Annotated in this window: 16 protein-coding genes and 1 pseudogene; 12 read left to right on the forward strand and 5 right to left on the reverse strand. The window is 61.8% G+C overall.

Annotation, left to right across the window (positions count from 1 at the left end):
- Positions 1-50: 50 nt before the first annotated feature.
- Together ACYU03_RS00415 and ACYU03_RS00420 are read right to left on the reverse strand one after the other, a co-directional pair.
- Positions 51-1004, reverse strand: a complete 954-nt coding sequence (locus ACYU03_RS00415) for a homoserine kinase (protein WP_461887559.1) — start codon at positions 1002-1004, stop codon at positions 51-53.
- A 69-nt stretch (positions 1005-1073) separates the two neighbouring features.
- On the reverse strand, positions 1074-1361 hold the full coding sequence (locus ACYU03_RS00420; RefSeq protein ID WP_461887560.1) for a DUF2782 domain-containing protein: 288 nt from the start codon (positions 1359-1361) through the stop codon (positions 1074-1076).
- Positions 1362-1436: 75 nt separating this feature from the next.
- Here ACYU03_RS00420 and polA point away from each other — a divergent pair, with 75 nt between their 5' ends.
- Positions 1437-4208 (forward strand): DNA polymerase I, encoded by a 2772-nt coding sequence (gene polA, locus ACYU03_RS00425; protein WP_461887561.1) that lies wholly within the window; start codon positions 1437-1439, stop codon positions 4206-4208.
- A gap of 346 nt (positions 4209-4554) precedes the next feature.
- Here polA and yihA read toward each other — a convergent pair whose 3' ends face one another.
- Entirely contained in the window at positions 4555-5187 is a 633-nt protein-coding gene (gene yihA, locus ACYU03_RS00430) for a ribosome biogenesis GTP-binding protein YihA/YsxC (protein WP_461887562.1), read from the reverse strand.
- 193 nt (positions 5188-5380) lie between these two features.
- Here yihA and ACYU03_RS00435 point away from each other — a divergent pair, with 193 nt between their 5' ends.
- From ACYU03_RS00435 to ACYU03_RS00465, 7 genes and pseudogenes are all read left to right on the forward strand, one after another.
- On the forward strand, positions 5381-5683 hold the full coding sequence (locus ACYU03_RS00435; RefSeq protein ID WP_461887563.1) for a c-type cytochrome: 303 nt from the start codon (positions 5381-5383) through the stop codon (positions 5681-5683).
- Positions 5684-5715: 32 nt separating this feature from the next.
- Positions 5716-6333 carry a c-type cytochrome gene (locus ACYU03_RS00440; protein WP_461887564.1) on the forward strand — a complete coding sequence of 206 codons (618 nt, stop codon included), beginning with the start codon at positions 5716-5718 and terminating at the stop codon, positions 6331-6333.
- 372 nt (positions 6334-6705) lie between these two features.
- The gene (gene dsbA / locus ACYU03_RS00445) at positions 6706-7341 is read left to right on the forward strand and encodes a thiol:disulfide interchange protein DsbA (protein ID WP_461887565.1); all 636 of its coding nucleotides are present in this window, start codon (positions 6706-6708) and stop codon (positions 7339-7341) included.
- Positions 7342-7375: 34 nt separating this feature from the next.
- Positions 7376-8208 (forward strand): annotated as a pseudogene (locus ACYU03_RS00450) (endonuclease/exonuclease/phosphatase family protein).
- A gap of 28 nt (positions 8209-8236) precedes the next feature.
- Positions 8237-10159, forward strand: coding sequence for a GGDEF domain-containing protein (locus ACYU03_RS00455; protein ID WP_461887566.1), 1923 nt, complete (start codon positions 8237-8239; stop codon positions 10157-10159).
- A 62-nt stretch (positions 10160-10221) separates the two neighbouring features.
- Complete coding sequence (locus ACYU03_RS00460) at positions 10222-10998, forward strand: N-acetylmuramoyl-L-alanine amidase (RefSeq protein WP_461887567.1); 777 nt, start codon at positions 10222-10224, stop codon at positions 10996-10998.
- Positions 10999-11071: 73 nt separating this feature from the next.
- Positions 11072-12691 carry an EAL domain-containing protein gene (locus ACYU03_RS00465; RefSeq protein ID WP_461887568.1) on the forward strand — a complete coding sequence of 540 codons (1620 nt, stop codon included), beginning with the start codon at positions 11072-11074 and terminating at the stop codon, positions 12689-12691.
- A 6-nt stretch (positions 12692-12697) separates the two neighbouring features.
- On the opposite strand, the gene ACYU03_RS00470 is transcribed toward ACYU03_RS00465, so the two are convergent.
- Complete coding sequence (locus ACYU03_RS00470) at positions 12698-14476, reverse strand: KinB sensor domain-containing domain (protein ID WP_461887570.1); 1779 nt, start codon at positions 14474-14476, stop codon at positions 12698-12700.
- The gene (gene algB / locus ACYU03_RS00475) at positions 14473-15819 is read right to left on the reverse strand and encodes a sigma-54-dependent response regulator transcription factor AlgB (RefSeq protein WP_461887571.1); all 1347 of its coding nucleotides are present in this window, start codon (positions 15817-15819) and stop codon (positions 14473-14475) included. The genes ACYU03_RS00470 and algB overlap by 4 nt, the downstream gene beginning before the upstream one ends.
- A gap of 208 nt (positions 15820-16027) precedes the next feature.
- On the opposite strand from algB, the gene ACYU03_RS00480 reads away from it, so the two are divergent.
- The 4 genes from ACYU03_RS00480 to ACYU03_RS00495 all read left to right on the forward strand — a co-directional run bounded on the left by ACYU03_RS00480 (position 16028) and on the right by ACYU03_RS00495 (position 18001).
- On the forward strand, positions 16028-16861 hold the full coding sequence (locus tag ACYU03_RS00480) for a BON domain-containing protein (RefSeq protein WP_461887572.1): 834 nt from the start codon (positions 16028-16030) through the stop codon (positions 16859-16861).
- Between the two features lie 175 nt (positions 16862-17036).
- Entirely contained in the window at positions 17037-17318 is a 282-nt protein-coding gene (locus tag ACYU03_RS00485) for a hypothetical protein (protein ID WP_461887573.1), read from the forward strand.
- A gap of 45 nt (positions 17319-17363) precedes the next feature.
- Positions 17364-17528: a DUF1328 domain-containing protein gene (locus tag ACYU03_RS00490; protein WP_461887574.1), complete on the forward strand. Its 165-nt coding sequence runs from the start codon at positions 17364-17366 to the stop codon at positions 17526-17528.
- Between the two features lie 2 nt (positions 17529-17530).
- Positions 17531-18001, forward strand: coding sequence for an inhibitor of vertebrate lysozyme family protein (locus ACYU03_RS00495; protein ID WP_461887575.1), 471 nt, complete (start codon positions 17531-17533; stop codon positions 17999-18001).
- Positions 18002-18298 lie beyond the last annotated feature (297 nt).

The following is an 18298-nucleotide window of genomic DNA, read 5'->3' on the forward strand; positions in this document are numbered from 1 at the left end:
GGCCAGTGTCTGTTGACGCTGGCCCCTGCAGGTTCTGCGTTGGCTAGGTGTTACAGCGCGAACGGCAACGCCAGCTTCACCTGCTGGCGGGCGGCCAGGCGCACCTCGAACTCGGCCGGGTCGTGGATCATGACGTCCATGCCGGCAAAGGACTCTGCTGCGATCAACCGCGACAGCCAGAACCGCACACAGGCCACGCGCAGCATCACCGGCCACAGCTCGGCCTCGGCCGCGGTGAACGGGCGCAGCGCCGCATAGGCTCCCAGCAGGGCTTGGGCGTGCGGCACATCGATAGCGCTTTGCGCGTCACAGCACCAGTCGTTCAGGGTGATCGCCAGGTCGTAGAGCATCGGCCCGGAGCAGGCGTTGTAGAAGTCGATCACACCGGTCAGGTGAGTGCCTTCGAACATCACGTTGTCGCGGAACAGGTCCGCGTGCAGGTTGGCCTTCGGCAGGGCCATGATCTGCGCCTTGTGTTCGATGATCTCATCCAGGCAAGCCTGTAGCAGGCGCCCCTGGTCAGTGTTCAGGCGGGGCATCAGTTCGGTGCCGGTGGCCAGCATCCAGTCCAGGCCACGGTCGGTCTTGCGCTCGATCATCTTGTCGGCACGGGTAGCCAGGTGGATATGCGCGAGCAGTTCGCCGACCTGGGCGCAATGCTGGTTGTTGGGTTCCTTGATGTGCTTGCCGGACAGGCGTGGCTGCAGTAGCGCCGGCTTGCCGGCCAGTTCGCGCAGGGCATTGCCGTCGCGATCACGCAGGGCGTAGGGCACCGGCATGTCGGCTTCGTGCAGCACGTCGAGCAGCTCGATGAAGAACGGCAGGTCCTCGCTCGGCCCGCGCTCGACCAGCGTGAGCACGAACTCCCCTTGTTCCAGGCTGATGAAGAAGTTGCTGTTTTCGGTTCCCGCGGCGATGCCCTGGAAATCCCGTAGGCGGCCCAGGCCATACGGCGCCAGAAAGGTTTCCAGCTCTGGCCGGGTCAGGGGGGTGAAGACTGACATGATCAAAAAATGCCCATACGGGCACTTCCGCCTGGAAGTGCCAGGTTGATGTGAAGGATACGCGTTACCTTACCACTCGAAGATCTTCCACGACGGAATCAGCATGTCCGGCTGGTCGGAGCGTACGAAATTGCCTTCCGACCCGTCGGCGCGTACCAGGAAATAAGGCTTGCCGTTCTTCGGCGTGACCTTGATCGCATACAGGAAGCCATTCTGGCGGTACTCCTGGATGGTGTTGTCGCCTTCCGTGCGAATGGTCACCTCGGGATCGGCCGAGGGGGCGTCGTCCGCCGCCAGGGTGACGACAGGCGTGGTTGCCAACAGGCCCAGCAGTAACAGGCGATTGAGTGTACGCATGATAACCTTGTCCCTTTGTCGTCAATGTTTCCGGATATTCTAGCGCCGGACCCGTCGAAAAGGTTGATTCTGCTCATGAGCCAAGCACCCCTCGTCCTGGTGGACGGTTCTTCCTACCTGTACCGCGCCTTTCATGCGCTGCCGCCGCTGACCACCTCCAAGGGCATGCCGACCGGCGCGGTCAAGGGCGTGCTGAACATGCTCAAGAGCCTGCGCAAGCAGTATCCGGAGGGCCTGTTCGCCGTGGTCTTCGATGCCAAGGGCGGCACGTTCCGCGACGCCATGTTCGCCGAGTACAAGGCCAACCGCCCGAGCATGCCGGATGACCTACGCGTACAGATCGAGCCTTTGCATGCCAGCGTTCGTGCCTTGGGCTATCCACTGCTGTGTGTCGAAGGCGTGGAAGCAGACGATGTGATCGGCACCCTGGCCCGCAGCAGCGCGGCGGCCGGGCGTCCGGTCATCATCTCGACTGGCGATAAGGACATGGCCCAATTGGTGGACGGTCATATCACCCTGGTCAACACCATGACCGGCAGTGTGCTCGATGTTGCTGGTGTGCACGAGAAGTTCGGTGTCGGCCCCGAGCACATCATCGACTTCCTCGCCCTGATGGGCGACAAGGTCGACAACATCCCGGGGGTTCCCGGCGTCGGCGAAAAGACCGCTGTCGGTCTGCTGACCGGCATCGGTGGCGGCCTGCGCGACCTGTACGAGAATCTGGACAAGGTGCCCGGCCTGGCCATCCGCGGTGCCAAGACTCTGCCGGCGAAGTTGGAGGAACACCGCGACGCGGCCTTCCTGTCCTATGAACTGGCGACGATCAAGATCGATGTGCCGTTGGACATCGAGGTTGAGGCGCTGGTCTGTGGTGAGCCTGACCGCGAAGCGCTGCTGGCGCTGTACACCGAGATGGAGTTCAAGAGCTGGATCGCCGAGGTGCAGCGCGACGCAGCCCAGGCTGGCGAAGCGATCGCTTCGGTGGCGGACGCCGAAGTCGAGGCGCCTGTGGAAGCGAAGTACGAAACCATCCTTGACCAGGCGCGTTTCGACGCCTGGCTGGAGAAGTTGCGCCAAGCCCCGCTGTTTGCCTTCGATACCGAAACCACCGGGTTGGATGCCCAGCAGGCGCAATTGGTCGGCCTTTCCTTTGCCGTCGAGCCCTATGAAGCGGCCTATGTGCCGCTGACTCATGACTACCCTGATGCGCCGGCGCAACTGGACCGCGATACCGTGCTGCTGGCGCTCAAGCCTCTGCTGGAAGATCCGCGCAAGGCAAAGGTCGGCCAGAACGCCAAGTACGACATGAACATCCTGGCCAACTGTGCCATCGGTGGCGATCCGGCCCAGGGCATCCAGATGCGCGGCGTGGCCTTCGACACCATGCTCGAGTCCTATGTGCTGGACTCCACGGCGACCCGCCATGACATGGACAGCCTGGCGCTCAAGTACCTGGACCACACCACCATCGCTTTCCAGGACGTTGCTGGCAAGGGCGCCAAGCAGCTGACCTTCAACCAGATCCCCCTGGAGCTGGCCGGGCCTTACGCCGCTGAAGACGCTGATATCACCTTGCGCCTGCACCAGGCATTGCAGGCGCGTCTGGCCAAGACACCGAGCGTGCAGCCGGTGCTGACCGATATCGAGATGCCGCTGGTGCCGGTGTTGGCGAAAATCGAGCGCCAGGGTGCGCTGGTCGATGCCGGTTTGCTGGCCATCCAGAGTCAGGAGCTGGGCGTGAAGATGGCCGAGCTGGAGCGCGAAGCGTTCGAGATCGCCGGAGAACAGTTCAACCTCGGCTCACCCAAGCAGCTGGGCGTGATCCTCTATGACAAGCTCGGCATGCCGGTGCTCAGCAAGACTGCGAAAGGCCAGGCTTCCACAGCCGAAGCCGTGCTGGCGGAGCTTGCCGAGCAGGATTATCCGTTGCCCAAGGTGCTGATGCAGTACCGCTCGCTGAGCAAGCTCAAGAGCACCTATACCGACCGCCTGCCGGAGCAGATCAACCCACGTACCGGCCGCATCCACACCTCCTACCAGCAGGCGGTGGCCGCCACGGGCCGCCTGTCGTCGAGCGACCCGAACCTGCAGAACATCCCGATCCGCACCGCCGAAGGCCGGCGTATCCGCCGGGCCTTCATTGCCAGCCCGGGCTACAAGCTGCTGGCCGCCGACTATTCACAGATCGAGCTGCGCATCATGGCCCATTTGGCCAAGGATGAAGGCTTGCTGGACGCGTTCCGCAACGATCTGGACGTGCACCGGGCGACGGCTGCCGAGGTGTTCGGCGTGCCGCTGGCGGAGGTCACCCATGACCAGCGACGCAGCGCCAAGGCAATCAACTTCGGCCTGATCTACGGCATGAGCGCCTTCGGCCTGGCCAAACAGATCGGCGTGGACCGCAAGCAGTCGCAGGACTACATCGACCGCTATTTCGCCCGTTATCCCGGCGTACTGGCTTACATGGAGCGCACCCGCGCCCAGGCGGCCGAGCAAGGCTTCGTCGAAACCCTGTTCGGCCGCCGCCTGTACCTGCCGGACATCAACGCGAAGAACCCGGCGCTGCGCAAGGGTGCCGAACGCACGGCGATCAACGCGCCGATGCAGGGCACGGCGGCCGACATCATCAAGCGCGCCATGGTGGCGGTGGACAACTGGCTCAGCGAGTCCGATCTGGATGCGCGCGTGATCCTGCAGGTGCATGACGAACTGGTGCTGGAGGTGCGCGAGGACCTGGTCGATCAGGTCAAGGAAGACATCCGCCCCTATATGAGCAATGCCGCTCAACTGGATGTTCCGTTGCTGGTGGAAGTCGGCGTTGGCGCAAATTGGGATGAGGCTCACTGAACGTAGGGGAAAAGGCGGGTAAGCTCTGCGGCGTAGTGTCACGGTCAGCCCGCTGGCGTTGCGCCATTAGCTCCGGAAATTTTTTGCTTTATCGCAAATAGTTTTCACGCTCGTGGAACTAAACCGGTGAACTGCGGCTCAGAGTAACTGAATGGCTGGTGAAGCCGTTCGATGCTCCTATGTTGTGTTAAGTGTTGGCAGATACCCGGACCCCGCCCTAGCGGTCCGGACTTGAACCCCGAACTTCCCCCTCCCCATATGAAGTCCGGGGTTTTTTTTGCCTGGAATTCGGTCCCGTACACCGTAAGAGCGGGCAAGCCCGCTCCAGGTCTGGGCCTTTGGCAGACTAGGCTGCGGGCTTGTCTTCCAGCCCCATCCAGCCGGCCAGCACTCCGTAGGCCTCTTCCAAGCCCTGGCGCTTGGGCGCCGAGAACAGTTGGATGGTCACACTGTCACCCCACCCCTTGCGGATCTCCGACTGCACTTTGAGCAGGGTGTTCTTCGCCGCGCCGAAGGTCAGCTTGTCAGCCTTGGTCAGCAGGATGTGCATGGGCATGCCGCTGGCCACCGACCAGTCGAGCATCATCTTGTCGAAATCGGTCATCGGATGGCGTACGTCCATCATCAGGATCAGGCCCTTCAGGCACTCGCGGCTGCCCAGGTAGGCCTCGAGGTGGTGCTGCCAGTGCTGCTTGAGCGGGATTGGTACTTTTGCATAACCATAGCCCGGCAGGTCGACCAAACGCCGTTCATCGTCCAGACTGAAGAAATTCAACAACTGGGTGCGTCCCGGGGTTTTCGAGGTACGCGCCAGGTTGGCATGGGTCAGGGTGTTGAGGGCGCTGGACTTGCCGGCGTTGGACCGGCCGGCGAAAGCCACCTCGTAACCCTGGTCGTCCGGGCATTGTTCGACCTTGGCGGCGCTGAGGGCGAATTTGGCTTGCTGGCAGAGGCCGAGGATGGGGTTTTTGACTTGCATGGGATATCCGATGTGGGTGTTGCCAGGAGCTGGCCCGGCAAGCGGTGTCGTTTCCGTTTCGATGTCGGAAGTATATAATGCCCCAGTTTTTGTGTGCGCATTATCCCAGCGTAGGACGATGTGCACGGGGCGTCGGTTACAAGCTCGCGCACTAGAACGCAGCGCGGCCCCCAACCCTGAAAGGTCGTTCCGCATGGCGAAATGGCTGCTTGCTGTCGGTGTCTCGATACCGTTCTTCAGCGCTCAGGCTACACAGGATCCCGAGGCGTTGTACAACCGCACGTGCGCGGCTTGTCACGCCGGACAGCTGCCACAGGCCCCCAGGATGGGCGACCGGGTGGCCTGGGAGCCAAGGCTGGCGCAGGGTATGGAGGTGCTGGTGGCGCATGTTACCCAGGGTTTCAAGGCTATGCCGCCGCGTGGATTGTGCATGGACTGTAGTACCGAGGACTACCGGGCGATCATCCAGTGGATGAGCGGCAGTCCCGATACATAACACTTTCACCCTTAGCCGTGTTGGATTAGCTGATGAACAAAACAATCGTGAGTCTGCTGTTGACCTTGGGGGTCGCAGGTGCGGCCAATGCTGCGCAAACCATACAGGGCGATGCTGCTGCTGGCGAGGCCAAGACCGCGGTCTGCGGCGCCTGCCATAATCCGGATGGGAACAGCCTGGCACCGAACTTCCCGAAGCTCGCCGGCCAGGGCGAGCGATACCTTGAGAAACAGCTACACGACATCAAGTCGGGCAAGCGCACCGTGCTGGAGATGACCGGCATGCTGGAGGCTTTCAACGACCAGGACCTGGCCGATATCGCCGCCTACTTCGCCAGCCAGAAAGGCAGCGTCGGCGCTGCCGATCCACAACTGGTCGAGCGTGGTCGCGCCCTGTTCAACGGAGGCGATCTCGAAAAAGGCATGCCTGCCTGCACCGGCTGCCACTCGCCGAATGGCGCCGGCCTGGCTCTCGCCGGCTTCCCGCATTTGGGCGGGCAGCATGCGCAGTACGTGACCAAGCAGTTGACCGACTTCCGCGAAGGCAACCGGACCAATGACGGCGATGCCATGACCATGCGCTCGATCGCCGCCAAGCTGAGCAACAAGGACATCGAAGCCCTGTCCAGCTACATCCAGGGCTTGCACTGATCGTTCGTTAACCCTGTGTTAATGCTCCCAGGCTAAAGATGAAAAGGGTGGCCCAGGGCTAATGCTGTTCACTTAAGCTGGAGTGCCTTCAGGTGGGACTGCTACGCAGCCTATCGCGACACAAGGCCGCTCCCACAAGAGGCTTGCCGATACGTAAATGCGTGGCTTGCAAGTTCTCTGTGGGAGCGGCCTTGTGTCGCGATGGGGCGCGCAGCGGCCCCAAACCATACGACAGATGTCTTAAGTGAACAGCATTAGGCCCAGGCCACCTTTTTTATGCCGACAGCCGTTACACTACAGAACTCGGGCCCGTCCTGGCCTGTCTCAGTACAGGTCGCGTCGAGGCGACCTGTGTCTTCTCAGGAGTAAAGCATGCGTAAACTGATTCTCAGCGCTGCGCTGGTCGCCGCCAGCGTGTTCGGAGTCGCCAGTGTCCAGGCCGCGGAGCCTGCTGTGGCAGGCGAGCAATATTTCGAGCTGAGCAACCCCGTGCCGGTTTCCAAGCCAGGCAAGATCGAAGTGGTGGAACTGTTCTGGTACGGCTGCCCGCACTGCTATCACTTTGAGCCGACCATCAATCCATGGGCCGAGAAGCTGCCGGATGATGTCAACTTCAAACGCGTACCCGCCATGTTCGGTGGCCCATGGGATGCCCATGGCCAGATGTTCCTGACCCTGGAAGCCATGGGCGTGGAGCACAAGGTTCATGCAGCGGTGTTCGACGCGATTCAGAACCAACGCAAGCGCCTGACCTCCCCGGACGAAATGGCCGAGTTCCTCGCCACCCAGGGCGTGGATAAGGACAAGTTCCTCGCCACCTTCAACTCCTTCGCCATCAAGGGCCAGGTGCAGCAGGCCAAGGACCTGGCGAAGAAGTACGAGATCACCGGCGTGCCGAGCATGGTGGTCAACGGCAAGTACCGCTTCGACCTGGGCAGCGCCGGTGGTCCGGAAGGCGTGCTGAACGTTGCCGACCAACTGATCGACAAGGAGCGCGCCGCCAAGTAAGCGGCGCTGACCATGCCCCGCTGGAAAACCACGCGTGGCGTTGCCTTGCACCAGCCGCAGGTCAACGAACATCACCTGCAGGCTTCTGGCCTGCCAGAGGATGGACGTCTGCGGCTGCTCAGTTTCAACATCCAGGTCGGCATCAGCACCGAGCGTTACCGGCACTACCTGACCCGTAGCTGGCAGCACCTGCTGCCGCACAACGGTCGTGCCGGGAACCTGCAGAAGATCGGCGAGCTGATTGGCGATTTCGACCTGGTGGCCTTGCAGGAAGCCGATGGTGGCAGCCTGCGCTCGGGTTATATCAATCAGGTCGAGCACCTGGCCCAGCTGGGCGCCTTTCCTTACTGGTACCAGCAACTCAACCGCAACCTCGGCCGCTTCGCCCAGCACAGCAACGGTGTTTTGAGCCGCCTCAAGCCGCAACTGCTTGAAGACCATCCGCTGCCCGGTCCAGCCGGCCGCGGGGCGATCCTGGTGCGTTTCGGCGAGGGCGAGGATGCGCTGATCGTGGTGATGATGCACCTGGCGCTTGGCGCCAAGACCCGAGCACTGCAGTTGGCCTATATCCGCGAACTGATCGGTGGCTACCGGCATCAGGTGCTGATGGGGGATATGAATACCCATGCCAACGACTTGCTCGAATATTCTCCCCTGCGCGACCTGGGCCTGATTGCGCCGCAGGTCGAGGCGACCTTTCCCAGTTGGCGGCCGCAGCGCTGCCTTGATCACATTCTGCTCAGCCCGAGCCTGACCCTGGAGCGGGTCGAGGTGCTGGCCCAGCCGATTTCCGACCATCTTCCTGTCGCTGTCGAGATTCGTTTGCCTGATGCCTTGGCTGTGGATACGCTGCCGGTTTTGAGCTAATTGCCATCACCCCGCAGCGGACCCAGGCATGACCGACGAAGCGCAGCGCTGGAAAGAAAAATACTTCAAGAGCCTCGAACAACAGGAACAGCTCGAGCGCCGTTGGGAGGCTCGTCTCGATCTGCTGCGCCGGGGCCTGGTTCGTAGCACCCTGGCTGCAGAGGGCAGCGATGGCGCGGTTGACCAGTGCATGAAGGAAATGCGCGAGGTCATCCGCAGCGACAACATGGACGCCGCCCTGGCCGGCTTGATTCCACGCCTGGAAAAGGCCGTGCTTGATTCCGAGCAGCGCCGCGAAACTCGCTTGGGTCAGGTCAGTACGGCGCTGGCCGCGTTGGTCAACCAGTTGCAGAGGTTGCCTTTACCTGGCGAGATCAGCCGTCCCCTGAAGAAGTTCGCCAAGCAGCTCGAGGGGCGTGTCGGCCAGGCGCGTGAGCTGCCTTTGCTGCTCAGTGAACTCAGTGGCTTGCAGGGGCGGGCATTGTCGGTACTGGAGCAGCCGGAAGAGCCCGCCCGCCCGGGCTTTCTGCAACGCTTGCTCGGTGGTCGCAATGAGCCGCAGGCGCAGTCTGCCCAAGTGGCTACTGATGCCGCAGTGGTGCCGGTGCAAGCGCCTGTTGTCCTGCAAACCAGCCATTGGAGCGAGACCCGGTCCGATGCGGATGAGCTCCAATCCTTGCCAAAACCTGTAGCTGCTCAAGCGACTGCGGCGCAGGATGAGCGTGCTGCCACGGCAAGTCCTGAGGTGGCTGGGGGCGACGAGCAGGAGGCTGCCGCGGAGCCGGCTATAGCAGGGGAACTGTCCGGGTTTCCGGAACCAGCGGAACAGTCTGTCGGCGAGACCGAAACAATAGAGGTATCCGGTGAAGCGATGGGGTATGCGCTGCCGGACACCCGCGAGCCGAGCTACAGTTCGGTGGCCGCCCACATTGAGCACACCCTGATCAGCCTGCTCGATGACTTGAGCCTGCCGGAGCGGCACAAGGCCCAGGCCCTTACCATGCGTGAGCGCGTGGCCCACGGACTGAACTGGTACGAGTTGATACCGGTGCTGGATGACCTTGCAGTGTTGATGCTGGCCATCACCGACAGCGGCCAGCACGAGTTCGAAGCCTACCTCCAGCAGCTCAACGAGCGACTGGAGTCCTTCCATAGCCATCTGCAGGAAGCCAGCGCCGGCCATGCCGACAACACGTCGGTCGCCCGTGACCTCGACAACCAGTTGCGCGAGCAAGTGGACGGCCTGCAGAGCAGTGTCCAAGGCGCAGCCGATCTCGACAGCCTCAAACACATCCTGGAAAACCGCCTTGAAGGCCTGCTCGCCACCATGGACGAGCACCAGCAGCAGCGCGGGCAGCGCGAGCAGGAGCTGGCCGGCCGCCTGCAGGGCCTAGCCGAGCGTGTGGCGAGCATGGAGCAGGAAGCGATGGGCTACCGCGAGCATCTGGAGGAGCAACGGCAGAAGGCCCTGGTCGACCCCTTGACTGGCCTGCCCAACCGCGCGGCCTGGTCCGAGCGGGTCGAGCAGGAGGTGCAGGCCTGGCAGGAGCACGGCGGCCAGCTGTTGATGGCTATTCTCGATCTTGATCACTTCAAGCGCATCAATGATAACTACGGCCACCTGGCGGGCGACAAGGTGCTCAAGATCGTTGCCAACGAACTGCGCAGACGCTTGCGCGGCAACGACTTCATTGCCCGGTTCGGTGGCGAGGAGTTCGTCCTGCTGATGCCCCAAACTCCTCTGCTGGATGGTCGGCAACAGGCAGACGCTTTGCGTGCGGCAATCGAGGCCTGTCCATTCCACTTCAAGGGAGAGCGTGTGGTGATTACCCTGTCCATTGGCATCAGCACATTCCGTTCCGGCGAGCGTAGCGATGCCGTGTTCAAGCGTGCCGACGAAGCGCTGTACCGCGCCAAGGACCTTGGACGTAACTGCGTTGAACAGGGGTGAGTGGCCCGTGCAGGGATACGTTATGCTATTGCATTACCGACTCGCCACGATGTGACTTCACCATGAAAGCGTTTTTCACCGCCCTTCTGCTCTTGATGCTGGCTGGCTGCTCCACTGGCCTGCGCATTGACCGTAGCCATACCTCGGTCAACCAGGACAACCGTATTCAGTTCGTCGTCCTGCATTACACCAACGCCTCGCTAGAGCGTTCGCTGGCTCTGTTGACCCACGGTGAAGTCAGCAGCCATTACCTGATCGGTGACGGTCCCGCCACCGTCTACCAGTTGGTCGATGAGAGCCGACGCGCCTGGCATGCCGGTGACAGCCAGTGGCAAGGTCGGACCTGGCTCAACTCCAGCTCCATCGGTATCGAAATCGTCAATCCAGGCTACACCGACACACCTGCCGGCCGAGTCTGGCATCCTTACACCGAGGCGCAGATCGAGGTGCTGATCGCTCTGCTCAAGGATATCGTCCAGCGCAACGGCATCGATCCCCGGCACATCATCGGTCATAGCGACATTGCGCCGTTGCGCAAGCTCGACCCCGGCCCGGTGTTCCCCTGGAAGCGCCTGGCCGATGCCGGAGTGGGCGTGTGGCCGGACGCTCGGGCAGTGGCCCAGCAGCAGGCGCGCTTCAACGTAAACCTGCCGAGCATCACCTGGTTCCAGCAGCAGCTGTCGCGATTTGGCTATGCCATCGACCAGACTGGCGAGCTGGATGTGAGTACTCGGCACGTCTTGGCCGCCTTCCAGATGCGTTTCCGTCCGCAACGCTTCGACGGTGTGCCGGACGCCCAGACAGCCGCCATGCTGCAGGTGCTCAACAACCAGCGTTGAGGCGCCGCCCAACGGCGAGGCTGACTTGCCTGACAGTTGCTATACCTCTTGGTAATCAACTGGATGTTTCTTGATGTCAGCAACCTTAGCCGCTCTGCGCCATCTGTTCTACAGACCCTGGCTGCTGGCCTCTCTTGTGGCCCTGGCCAGTGCGGCCTTGCTGTTGCTGGCGAGCGTCGGTGTGACCCTGCAGCAGGTGCGGCAGAGCGAAAGCGAACAGATGAACGCCAAGGGCGAGCGCTTTCTCGAACGTCTCGAGCAGGTGTTCGGCCAGTTGCGCGAAGGTGTCGACCAACTGCAGGCGCAGCCTTTGCGCGGTTGTGATGATTCAATGCTGGCTGCTTTGCAGCAGGTTGGCCTGAGCTCCCGTTTCGTCTACGAAGCAGCCTATGTCGATGGCAATATCGCCTGCTCCAATCGGGTAGGCGAGCGTGTCATCCATCCATTGCGGCCTCCGGACATCCAGGGCCCGACCTACAGTTACTGGCTCAACACCACCACCGAGCCCGATGAGAACCTCGCGGCCTTGATGCTGGGGCGCGGGCAATTCCTGGTCTCGACCTCCCGTGGCCATCTGACGGATGTGGTCGACTTGCCGCCCGAGGGTAGCTTGCTGGTGGTGCTGGACCGCGGTATGCGGGCGATACCGGTATTGGGACCGGCGCAGTCCTGGCCACCGGATGCGGATTGGCCGCCGCCAACGGACAAGGCCTTGCTGGAGCTCTCGGACCGCCTGATCTACCGCATGCCGACCAAGTCGCCGGATTACCAGTTGGTGCTGATCGCTCCTCGGGCCAGCCTGCCACTGAAGATGAACGGCATGCTCTGGTTGCTGTTCCCGGGCAGCCTGTTGCTGGCCAGCTGCATTGGCTGGCTGGTATTGCAGTTGATTCGCCAGCGCCGCTCGATGAGTTCGGAGCTGCAGGGTGCCTTGCGCCGGGGAGAGTTGCAGGTGCTCTACCAACCGATCTTCGAATTGAACAGCCGGCGCTGCGTGGGCGCCGAGGCGCTGGTGCGCTGGCGTCGGCCGGACGGCACTTTGACCAGCCCGGATCTGTTCATCCCCCTGGCCGAGAACACCGGGCAGATTCGCCAGATCACCGATTTCGTCCTGCAGCGGGTGCTGGAGCAACTGGGCCAGTTGCTGCGTGCCAACCGTCAACTCTATATCTCGGTGAACCTGGCCGCGTGCGATGTCATGGTTCCGCGCATTGGGCGGGTGGCTGCGCGCTTGCTGGCCATCCACCATGTAGCGGCCAGCCAGATCGCCTTCGAAGTGACTGAGCGCGGCCTGATCGATGTGGTGGTGGCGCGTGACAACCTGCAGGCCTTGCGTGCGGTTGGGCACCAGGTACTGATTGATGATTTCGGCACTGGCTATTGCAGCCTGGCCTACCTGCAGACCCTGCCGGTGGATTGCCTGAAGATCGATAAGGCTTTCATCGATGCCCTCGGTCATGATGCGGCCAGCAGTGGCGTGGCACCGCATATCATCCGCATGGCGCATGCGCTGCAATTGGAGGTGATCGCCGAAGGCATCGAATGCGAGGACCAGGCCGAGCTGCTCCATAGTGAAGGGGTGAACTATGGCCAGGGCTGGTTGTTCGCCCATCCGCTCAGCGCCCGTCAGTTTGCCGAGCTGATCACCCGTGGCCGCCGCATGGCGGCAAGACGTGTCGACGACGAGGCCTGAGCTTGGTCACACCGGCAGCGCCATGTAGAACTGCGTGCCCTGGCCGGGGCGCGAAAAGACACCCATGCGCCCACCGTGCAACTGCACGATCTCCTTGCACAGGGCCAGGCCCAGCCCTGCTCCACCTTTTTTGCGGCCGACTTGTACGAACGGTTCGAAGATCCGTCCCTGCTGACCATAGGCGATGCCCTCGCCGTTGTCTTCGACACTGATAATCACCCGTTCGGCATGGCGGCGCGCGTGCAGGCGGATACGCCCGCCGGCGGCGGTGTGGCGGATGGCGTTGTGCAGCAGGTTGTCCAGTACCCGTTCGAGTTGGGCTGTGTCGGCCTGGATGCGCGGCAGTGGCAGTTCCAGCTCGACGAGCAGATCTATCTGCTTGTCCGCCGCCTGTTCGGTGAAACGCAACCGGGCGTGCTCAAGCAAGTCATCGATGGCGCACGGGGCCAGCTCCAGCTTCTGTAGTCCACTCTGATAGCGCGAGAAGTTCAGCAGGTCATTGATCAGCTGGGTGAGGCGCTGCATTTCTTCGCTGATGGTTTCGATCAGGTCGCTTTCCCTGGCCTCGGCTGGGAATTTCAGCCGTTCACGCAGGAGGCCGAAGGCCATGTGCATGCCGGTGATCGGCGTGCGCAGCTCATGGGACGCACGCAGCACGAACTCGCTGCGCACGCGCTCGAAGGCGCGTTGCTCGGTGACATCGTGCAGCACCATCACGGCACCAAGGATCGGCCCTTGTGGATGACTCACCGGAGTCAGGCTGTAGGTGAGCAAGCGGGTTTCTTCATCGACCTCCAGGCTCAGGTCTTCCGGTGGCCGGTCGAGACTACCGCCGCGCAGCACCTGGCGCAGTTGCTGGTCCAGTTCAGGTCGTTGCAGGGCATCGCCCAGGCCGCTGCCCAGACGGCTGTCATCCCATCCCAGCTGGCGCTGGGCAACCGGGTTCAAGTGCTCCAGATGCCCCTGGCGGTCGATGATCAACAGACCGTCATCGATGCTGTCGAGTACGGCTTGCAGGCGCTGCTGGCCGGCCAGCAATTCATCGATATTGGTTGCCTGATGCTTGCGTAAGGCATCGGCCATCATGCCGAAGCGCCGGGTCAGCTGGTTCAACTCGGCCGCCTGGGTGACAGGCAAGGTGACATCGAAATTACCCTGCCCGACCTGGTCGGCGGCCTTGGCCAGGGCCTCGATGGGGTGCCCGAAACGCCGGGCAATGTTGTGTGCCGTGATAAAACCGAGGATCAGCACGGCCAACCCCATCACACCCAGCAAGCCACTGATCAGTAAAGCGCGGTCGCGGGCGAGCTCCTCGCTGTGGGTGATGTGCTCCAGGGCTTGCTTGTGCGAGTCGATCAGGTCGTTGCGCACCTGGTTGAATGCCGCGCCCAGCGGTTCATCGATGCCCATGCTGCGCGCAGGCTCGGTACTGTTGCGAAAGACTTGGAGAAACGTCTGGTAGTTGCTGCTCGCCTTGCTGAAGCCGGTGCGTTCACCGCCCTGCTCCAGGCCTGTGTCCAGCAGGTGCTGGAAGTCGTTCTGCAAGGCTTCGAGGTTTTCCTGGTCGATGGTGTCATCGAGGATGAGGTTCAGTTGCTCGCCCAGGTTTTGCCGTAGCTTCAGGCCCACTTCAAGGTTGTGGGTGGTGTTACGCACCAATGCCTGTTGTGACGTGGCCATTTGCAATACGCTGACCAAGCCCAACAGCAAGCCGAGCAGGGCGACGGTGATCAGTGCGGATATGCTGAGAAAAAGCCGCGTACGCAGCTTTATCGTCCATTTCATAAGTTGTACTGCTTGCGCTTGCGGTACAGGGTGGAGGCGTCGATGCCCAGTGTCTTGGCGGCTTGGTCCAGGGTGTCACTGGTGGCCAGGACCGCTCCGATGTGCGCTCGCTCCAGTTCATCCAGGCTCAACGCCGCTCCAACACGCGGGGCGTTGCTGGCAGGCTGCTCGGCCATACCCAGGTGGCTGATCTCGACCCGCTCCTGGGGGCAGATGATGCTGGCCCGTTCGACCACATTACGCAGTTCGCGGATGTTGCCTGGCCATCGGTAGTTGAGCAGCGCCGACCGTGCTTCTTCGCTGAAGGCGCGCGCCGGCCGGGAGTATTCCTTGACGAAGCGAGCGAGGAAACGTTCGGCCAGGGTCAGGATGTCTTCGCTGCGTTCGCGCAGCGGCGGCAAGTGCAGGGTGATCACGTTCAGGCGGTACAGCAGGTCCTCACGGAAACGTCCGTCGCGAACCATGTCCTCCAGGTTGAGGTTGGTTGCAGCGAGGATACGCACATCGGCGCGGCGGGTGATGGGATCGCCGACCCGCTCGTATTCTTTGTCTTGGATGAAGCGCAGCAATTTGGGCTGCAAGGTCAGGGGGAAGTCGCCGATCTCGTCCAGGAAAAGCGTGCCGCCATCGGCCTGGTTGACGCGTCCCAGCGTGCTTTCGCTGGCACCTGTGAACGCGCCACGACTATGGCCGAACAGCTCGCTTTCCATGAGGTCGGCGGTCAGCGATGGACAGTTGATGGTCACGCAGGCCTTGCGTGCCCGCTTGCTCCAGCCATGGATGGCGCGGGCCAGCTCGCCTTTGCCGGTCCCCGATTCACCGAGGAGGAGGATGTTGGCATCGGTGGTCGCGACCTGGCGCGCGGTTTCCAGCACCGCCATCATCGCCGGGCTGTGCGAGTCCAGGCCGTCCTTGGGTTTGCGCACTTCGCCTTCGAGGGCTTCGAGGCGGGCCGACAGTTGGCGAACTTCCAGTTGCTTGGCCGTGGCCAGGCGCAACTGGTCGGGGCTGCATGGCTTGACCAGATAGTCGGCGGCGCCTGCCTGGATGGCATCGACTGCGGTGTCGATCGCCGAATGCGCGGTAATGATGACCACGCGCATCCAAGGCGCCTGGATGCGCATCTGGGCCAAGACATCCAAGCCATTGTCTTCGCCCAGGCGCAGATCGAGGAAGCACAGGTCGAATACCTGCCGCTGCAACAGCGACTCTGCCTGTGCAGCGCTGTTTGCGGTGGCTACGCTGTAGCCTTCATCCTCGAGGCAGTAGCGAAAAGTACGCAGGATGGCGGACTCATCGTCTACCAGCAGAATGCGGCCTTGGGTGTCCTGGGCTGATTCCATTTTCCCGCGCTCCTGTAGGATTGATCTTGGTTAGTGTCGGAAAAATCGGGCAAGTTGCATGACTGATTCTGATTGATTCTGCTCCTTGCATGCTAGCTGTTAGCCTGTGGCCTGGCTAACTCACTGAAAAACCGGCGATTACCTGGGGGCCGGCGTCTGGCATGCTGGTTGCGACGATCCTAGGCTTTTGATTCAAAGGAGGTATGTCATGCCTGTTCCACATCGAGTGACCATTCTTGCAACCGCATTGCTGCTGGGTCAGACCCTGATGATGACCCCGGCGATTGCCGACAGTGTTCAGGATGCCCGGCGGGAGGGTGCGTTGCAGACTGCCCTGTCCTTGAACCGGGTGCTCAATCCTTTTCGCATCGACGTCCAGGTAGAGAGCGGCACCGCGCGCTTGTCCGGGGAGGTGGAAAACCCGGTAGAGCGCGAACTGGCCGAGCGCATCGCCTTGGCGACGGGAGGCATCGAGGAGGTCGACAACCAACTGCAGGTCAATGCCGACCTGGTGGAAGAGTCGCTAGAACGACGCGCTTATGCCCAGCGCCTGGAGGATGCGACGCTGGGCGCGATCATCCGCGCACGCCTGCTGTGGAGCCGCATCACCCAAGAGGCACCCATCGAGGCCGAAAGCCGTGATGGCGTGGTGACCTTGCGGGGCAGGGTGAGCAGCGTCGAGGCCAAGGAGTTGGCTGGCGTACTGGCACGTACCACTGAGGGTGTCTATCTGGTCAACAACCTGGTCAGCCTGGATACCGCAGCGATGGCGCAGGCCCGCCAGGCGCCAGTGGGCGCACCTACAGGGCCGCAACCCAGCGACAGCTGGATCATCGACAAGATCCAGAGCAGCTTCAAGTTCAGCCGCAACCTGGATGGGCCGAACATCAAGGTGGTCAGCGAGGACGGGCTGGTCAGGCTGTCTGGCGAAGTTGTCAGCAATGAGCAGAAGTCCATCGCCGTGGAGGTGGCCCGGCAGATCATCGGCGTGCGCGGTGTCGATGCCGATCTGCTCAAAATCGCGACCAAAGTGGAAGGCTGAATCATGCAAAACGCACGATCGCTCGGAGGGCATCGTGCAGGATACGTCCCTCTGTGTTTTGGGTGTTTATTATAACTATTTGATTTATAAGAAGTTTTAAGGACTCATCAGGCTGGCATGCAGGCTGCACTGACCTATTCAGGTTTGAATAAAAAGTACAGCAGGAGGAGCCGGCATGAATCGCAATCCCGTCACTCGTGTGCAGACCGCCACATTGCCCCTGCGCCAGGTCCTGTTCCTGAGCCTGGCGTTGATGCTCACCCTGATGGCCGGCCAGCTCTATCACAGCTGGCAGACCGCTCGGCTGGCCCAGCAGGTGGCTGCACAGACCGCGCTATTGACGCAGATCCAGGCAACCCGGGCCAGCGTATTGCAGGCCGCTGACCGCCTGCCTCCATCGGATGCCGCTCCGGCTACTGTAAACAGTGTCGTACCCCAAGAGCGCTGGGTGTTCTAAGCGCCGCCCCCGAATAGATTTCGGAAAACAGTAAGGAGAATCACCATGCTGAGTTGGGCCATTACCTTCCTGATTATCGCCATTGTCGCTGCCGTGCTGGGCTTCGGTGGTATCGCCGGCACCGCTACCGGTATCGCGAAGATCCTCTTCATTATCTTCCTGGTCCTGTTCGTGGTGTCCTTCTTCTTTGGTCGTCGCGGCAGGGGATGAGAATGACTAGAACGCTTTGCACAGCCCTGGCCACCGCTCTCCTTCTGGGTGGCGGCGCAGCGGCAATGGCGGCCAATGACGGCCAGGTTCGTGTCAACCAGTTGTTAGGCACGGACCCCGAATATCGGGAGACCTGGCAGGACGTGGTCAAAAAGGAAGAGCGCCTGCCCGAGTGGGTGATCAATCTCAGCGGCAGCTCCGAGGAGCAGATGTCGGCAGTCACGGAGGATGGTGACAAATACTTGGTCGGCCCCTTGTGCGAGTCGGAGCAAAAGTGCCTGTACAAACGCCTGATCGTGGCGTTCAGCTGGGACAAGGAGGAAGCCTACGGCATGTTGGTCGAGGTTCCCGAGGGCTTGCCAGCGGACAAGGCGCCAACCCGGCATGCCGACTACCGCTGGCTGGGCAAGCCCGACGAGGGCATGCAGGCCTTGCTGCGTGAACAGCTCAAGCGCGACCCGAACTGGTACTGAGCGGTTTACGCGCTGTAACTATATAGAAGCTGAATCTTTTGCTCGTTCACGCTTCTATGGTGCTTCGCCCCGAGGAAGGGCGATGCATGACCAAGGGGCCGGGCTGTTCTGATTGTTACAGGATCGGAGTGGCCTAGGGGTACAGGGAGTGCCTCCGCTGAGGGCCGGGTCAGGTGAAGCGGCGTCGGAAGTTTCAGGTCAGCAGTGTCGGACCGAGTACTTGGCTGACCTGGCTTCCGAAGCGCTGTCCTTCGGAACGTTCCAGTTCCTATGCAGGATTTTTCCCATAAGACACAT

Source organism: Pseudomonas sp. X10 (assembly GCF_054889225.1).

Bases quoted from the DNA above. Each gene is read 5' to 3' on its own strand.
- algB (WP_461887571.1), bottom strand. From the start codon at position 15,819: ATGGAATCAGCCCAGGACACCCAAGGCCGCATTCTGCTGGTAGACGAT.
- ACYU03_RS00420 (WP_461887560.1), bottom strand. From the start codon at position 1,361: ATGCGTACACTCAATCGCCTGTTACTGCTGGGCCTGTTGGCAACCACG.
- polA (WP_461887561.1), top strand. From the start codon at position 1,437: ATGAGCCAAGCACCCCTCGTCCTGGTGGACGGTTCTTCCTACCTGTAC.
- ACYU03_RS00490 (WP_461887574.1), top strand. From the start codon at position 17,364: ATGCTGAGTTGGGCCATTACCTTCCTGATTATCGCCATTGTCGCTGCC.
- ACYU03_RS00485 (WP_461887573.1), top strand. From the start codon at position 17,037: ATGAATCGCAATCCCGTCACTCGTGTGCAGACCGCCACATTGCCCCTG.
- dsbA (WP_461887565.1), top strand. From the start codon at position 6,706: ATGCGTAAACTGATTCTCAGCGCTGCGCTGGTCGCCGCCAGCGTGTTC.
- ACYU03_RS00495 (WP_461887575.1), top strand. From the start codon at position 17,531: ATGACTAGAACGCTTTGCACAGCCCTGGCCACCGCTCTCCTTCTGGGT.
- yihA (WP_461887562.1), bottom strand. From the start codon at position 5,187: ATGCAAGTCAAAAACCCCATCCTCGGCCTCTGCCAGCAAGCCAAATTC.
- ACYU03_RS00470 (WP_461887570.1), bottom strand. From the start codon at position 14,476: ATGAAATGGACGATAAAGCTGCGTACGCGGCTTTTTCTCAGCATATCC.
- ACYU03_RS00480 (WP_461887572.1), top strand. From the start codon at position 16,028: ATGCCTGTTCCACATCGAGTGACCATTCTTGCAACCGCATTGCTGCTG.
- ACYU03_RS00435 (WP_461887563.1), top strand. From the start codon at position 5,381: ATGGCGAAATGGCTGCTTGCTGTCGGTGTCTCGATACCGTTCTTCAGC.
- ACYU03_RS00460 (WP_461887567.1), top strand. From the start codon at position 10,222: ATGAAAGCGTTTTTCACCGCCCTTCTGCTCTTGATGCTGGCTGGCTGC.
- ACYU03_RS00440 (WP_461887564.1), top strand. From the start codon at position 5,716: ATGAACAAAACAATCGTGAGTCTGCTGTTGACCTTGGGGGTCGCAGGT.
- ACYU03_RS00415 (WP_461887559.1), bottom strand. From the start codon at position 1,004: ATGTCAGTCTTCACCCCCCTGACCCGGCCAGAGCTGGAAACCTTTCTG.
- ACYU03_RS00455 (WP_461887566.1), top strand. From the start codon at position 8,237: ATGACCGACGAAGCGCAGCGCTGGAAAGAAAAATACTTCAAGAGCCTC.
- ACYU03_RS00465 (WP_461887568.1), top strand. From the start codon at position 11,072: ATGTCAGCAACCTTAGCCGCTCTGCGCCATCTGTTCTACAGACCCTGG.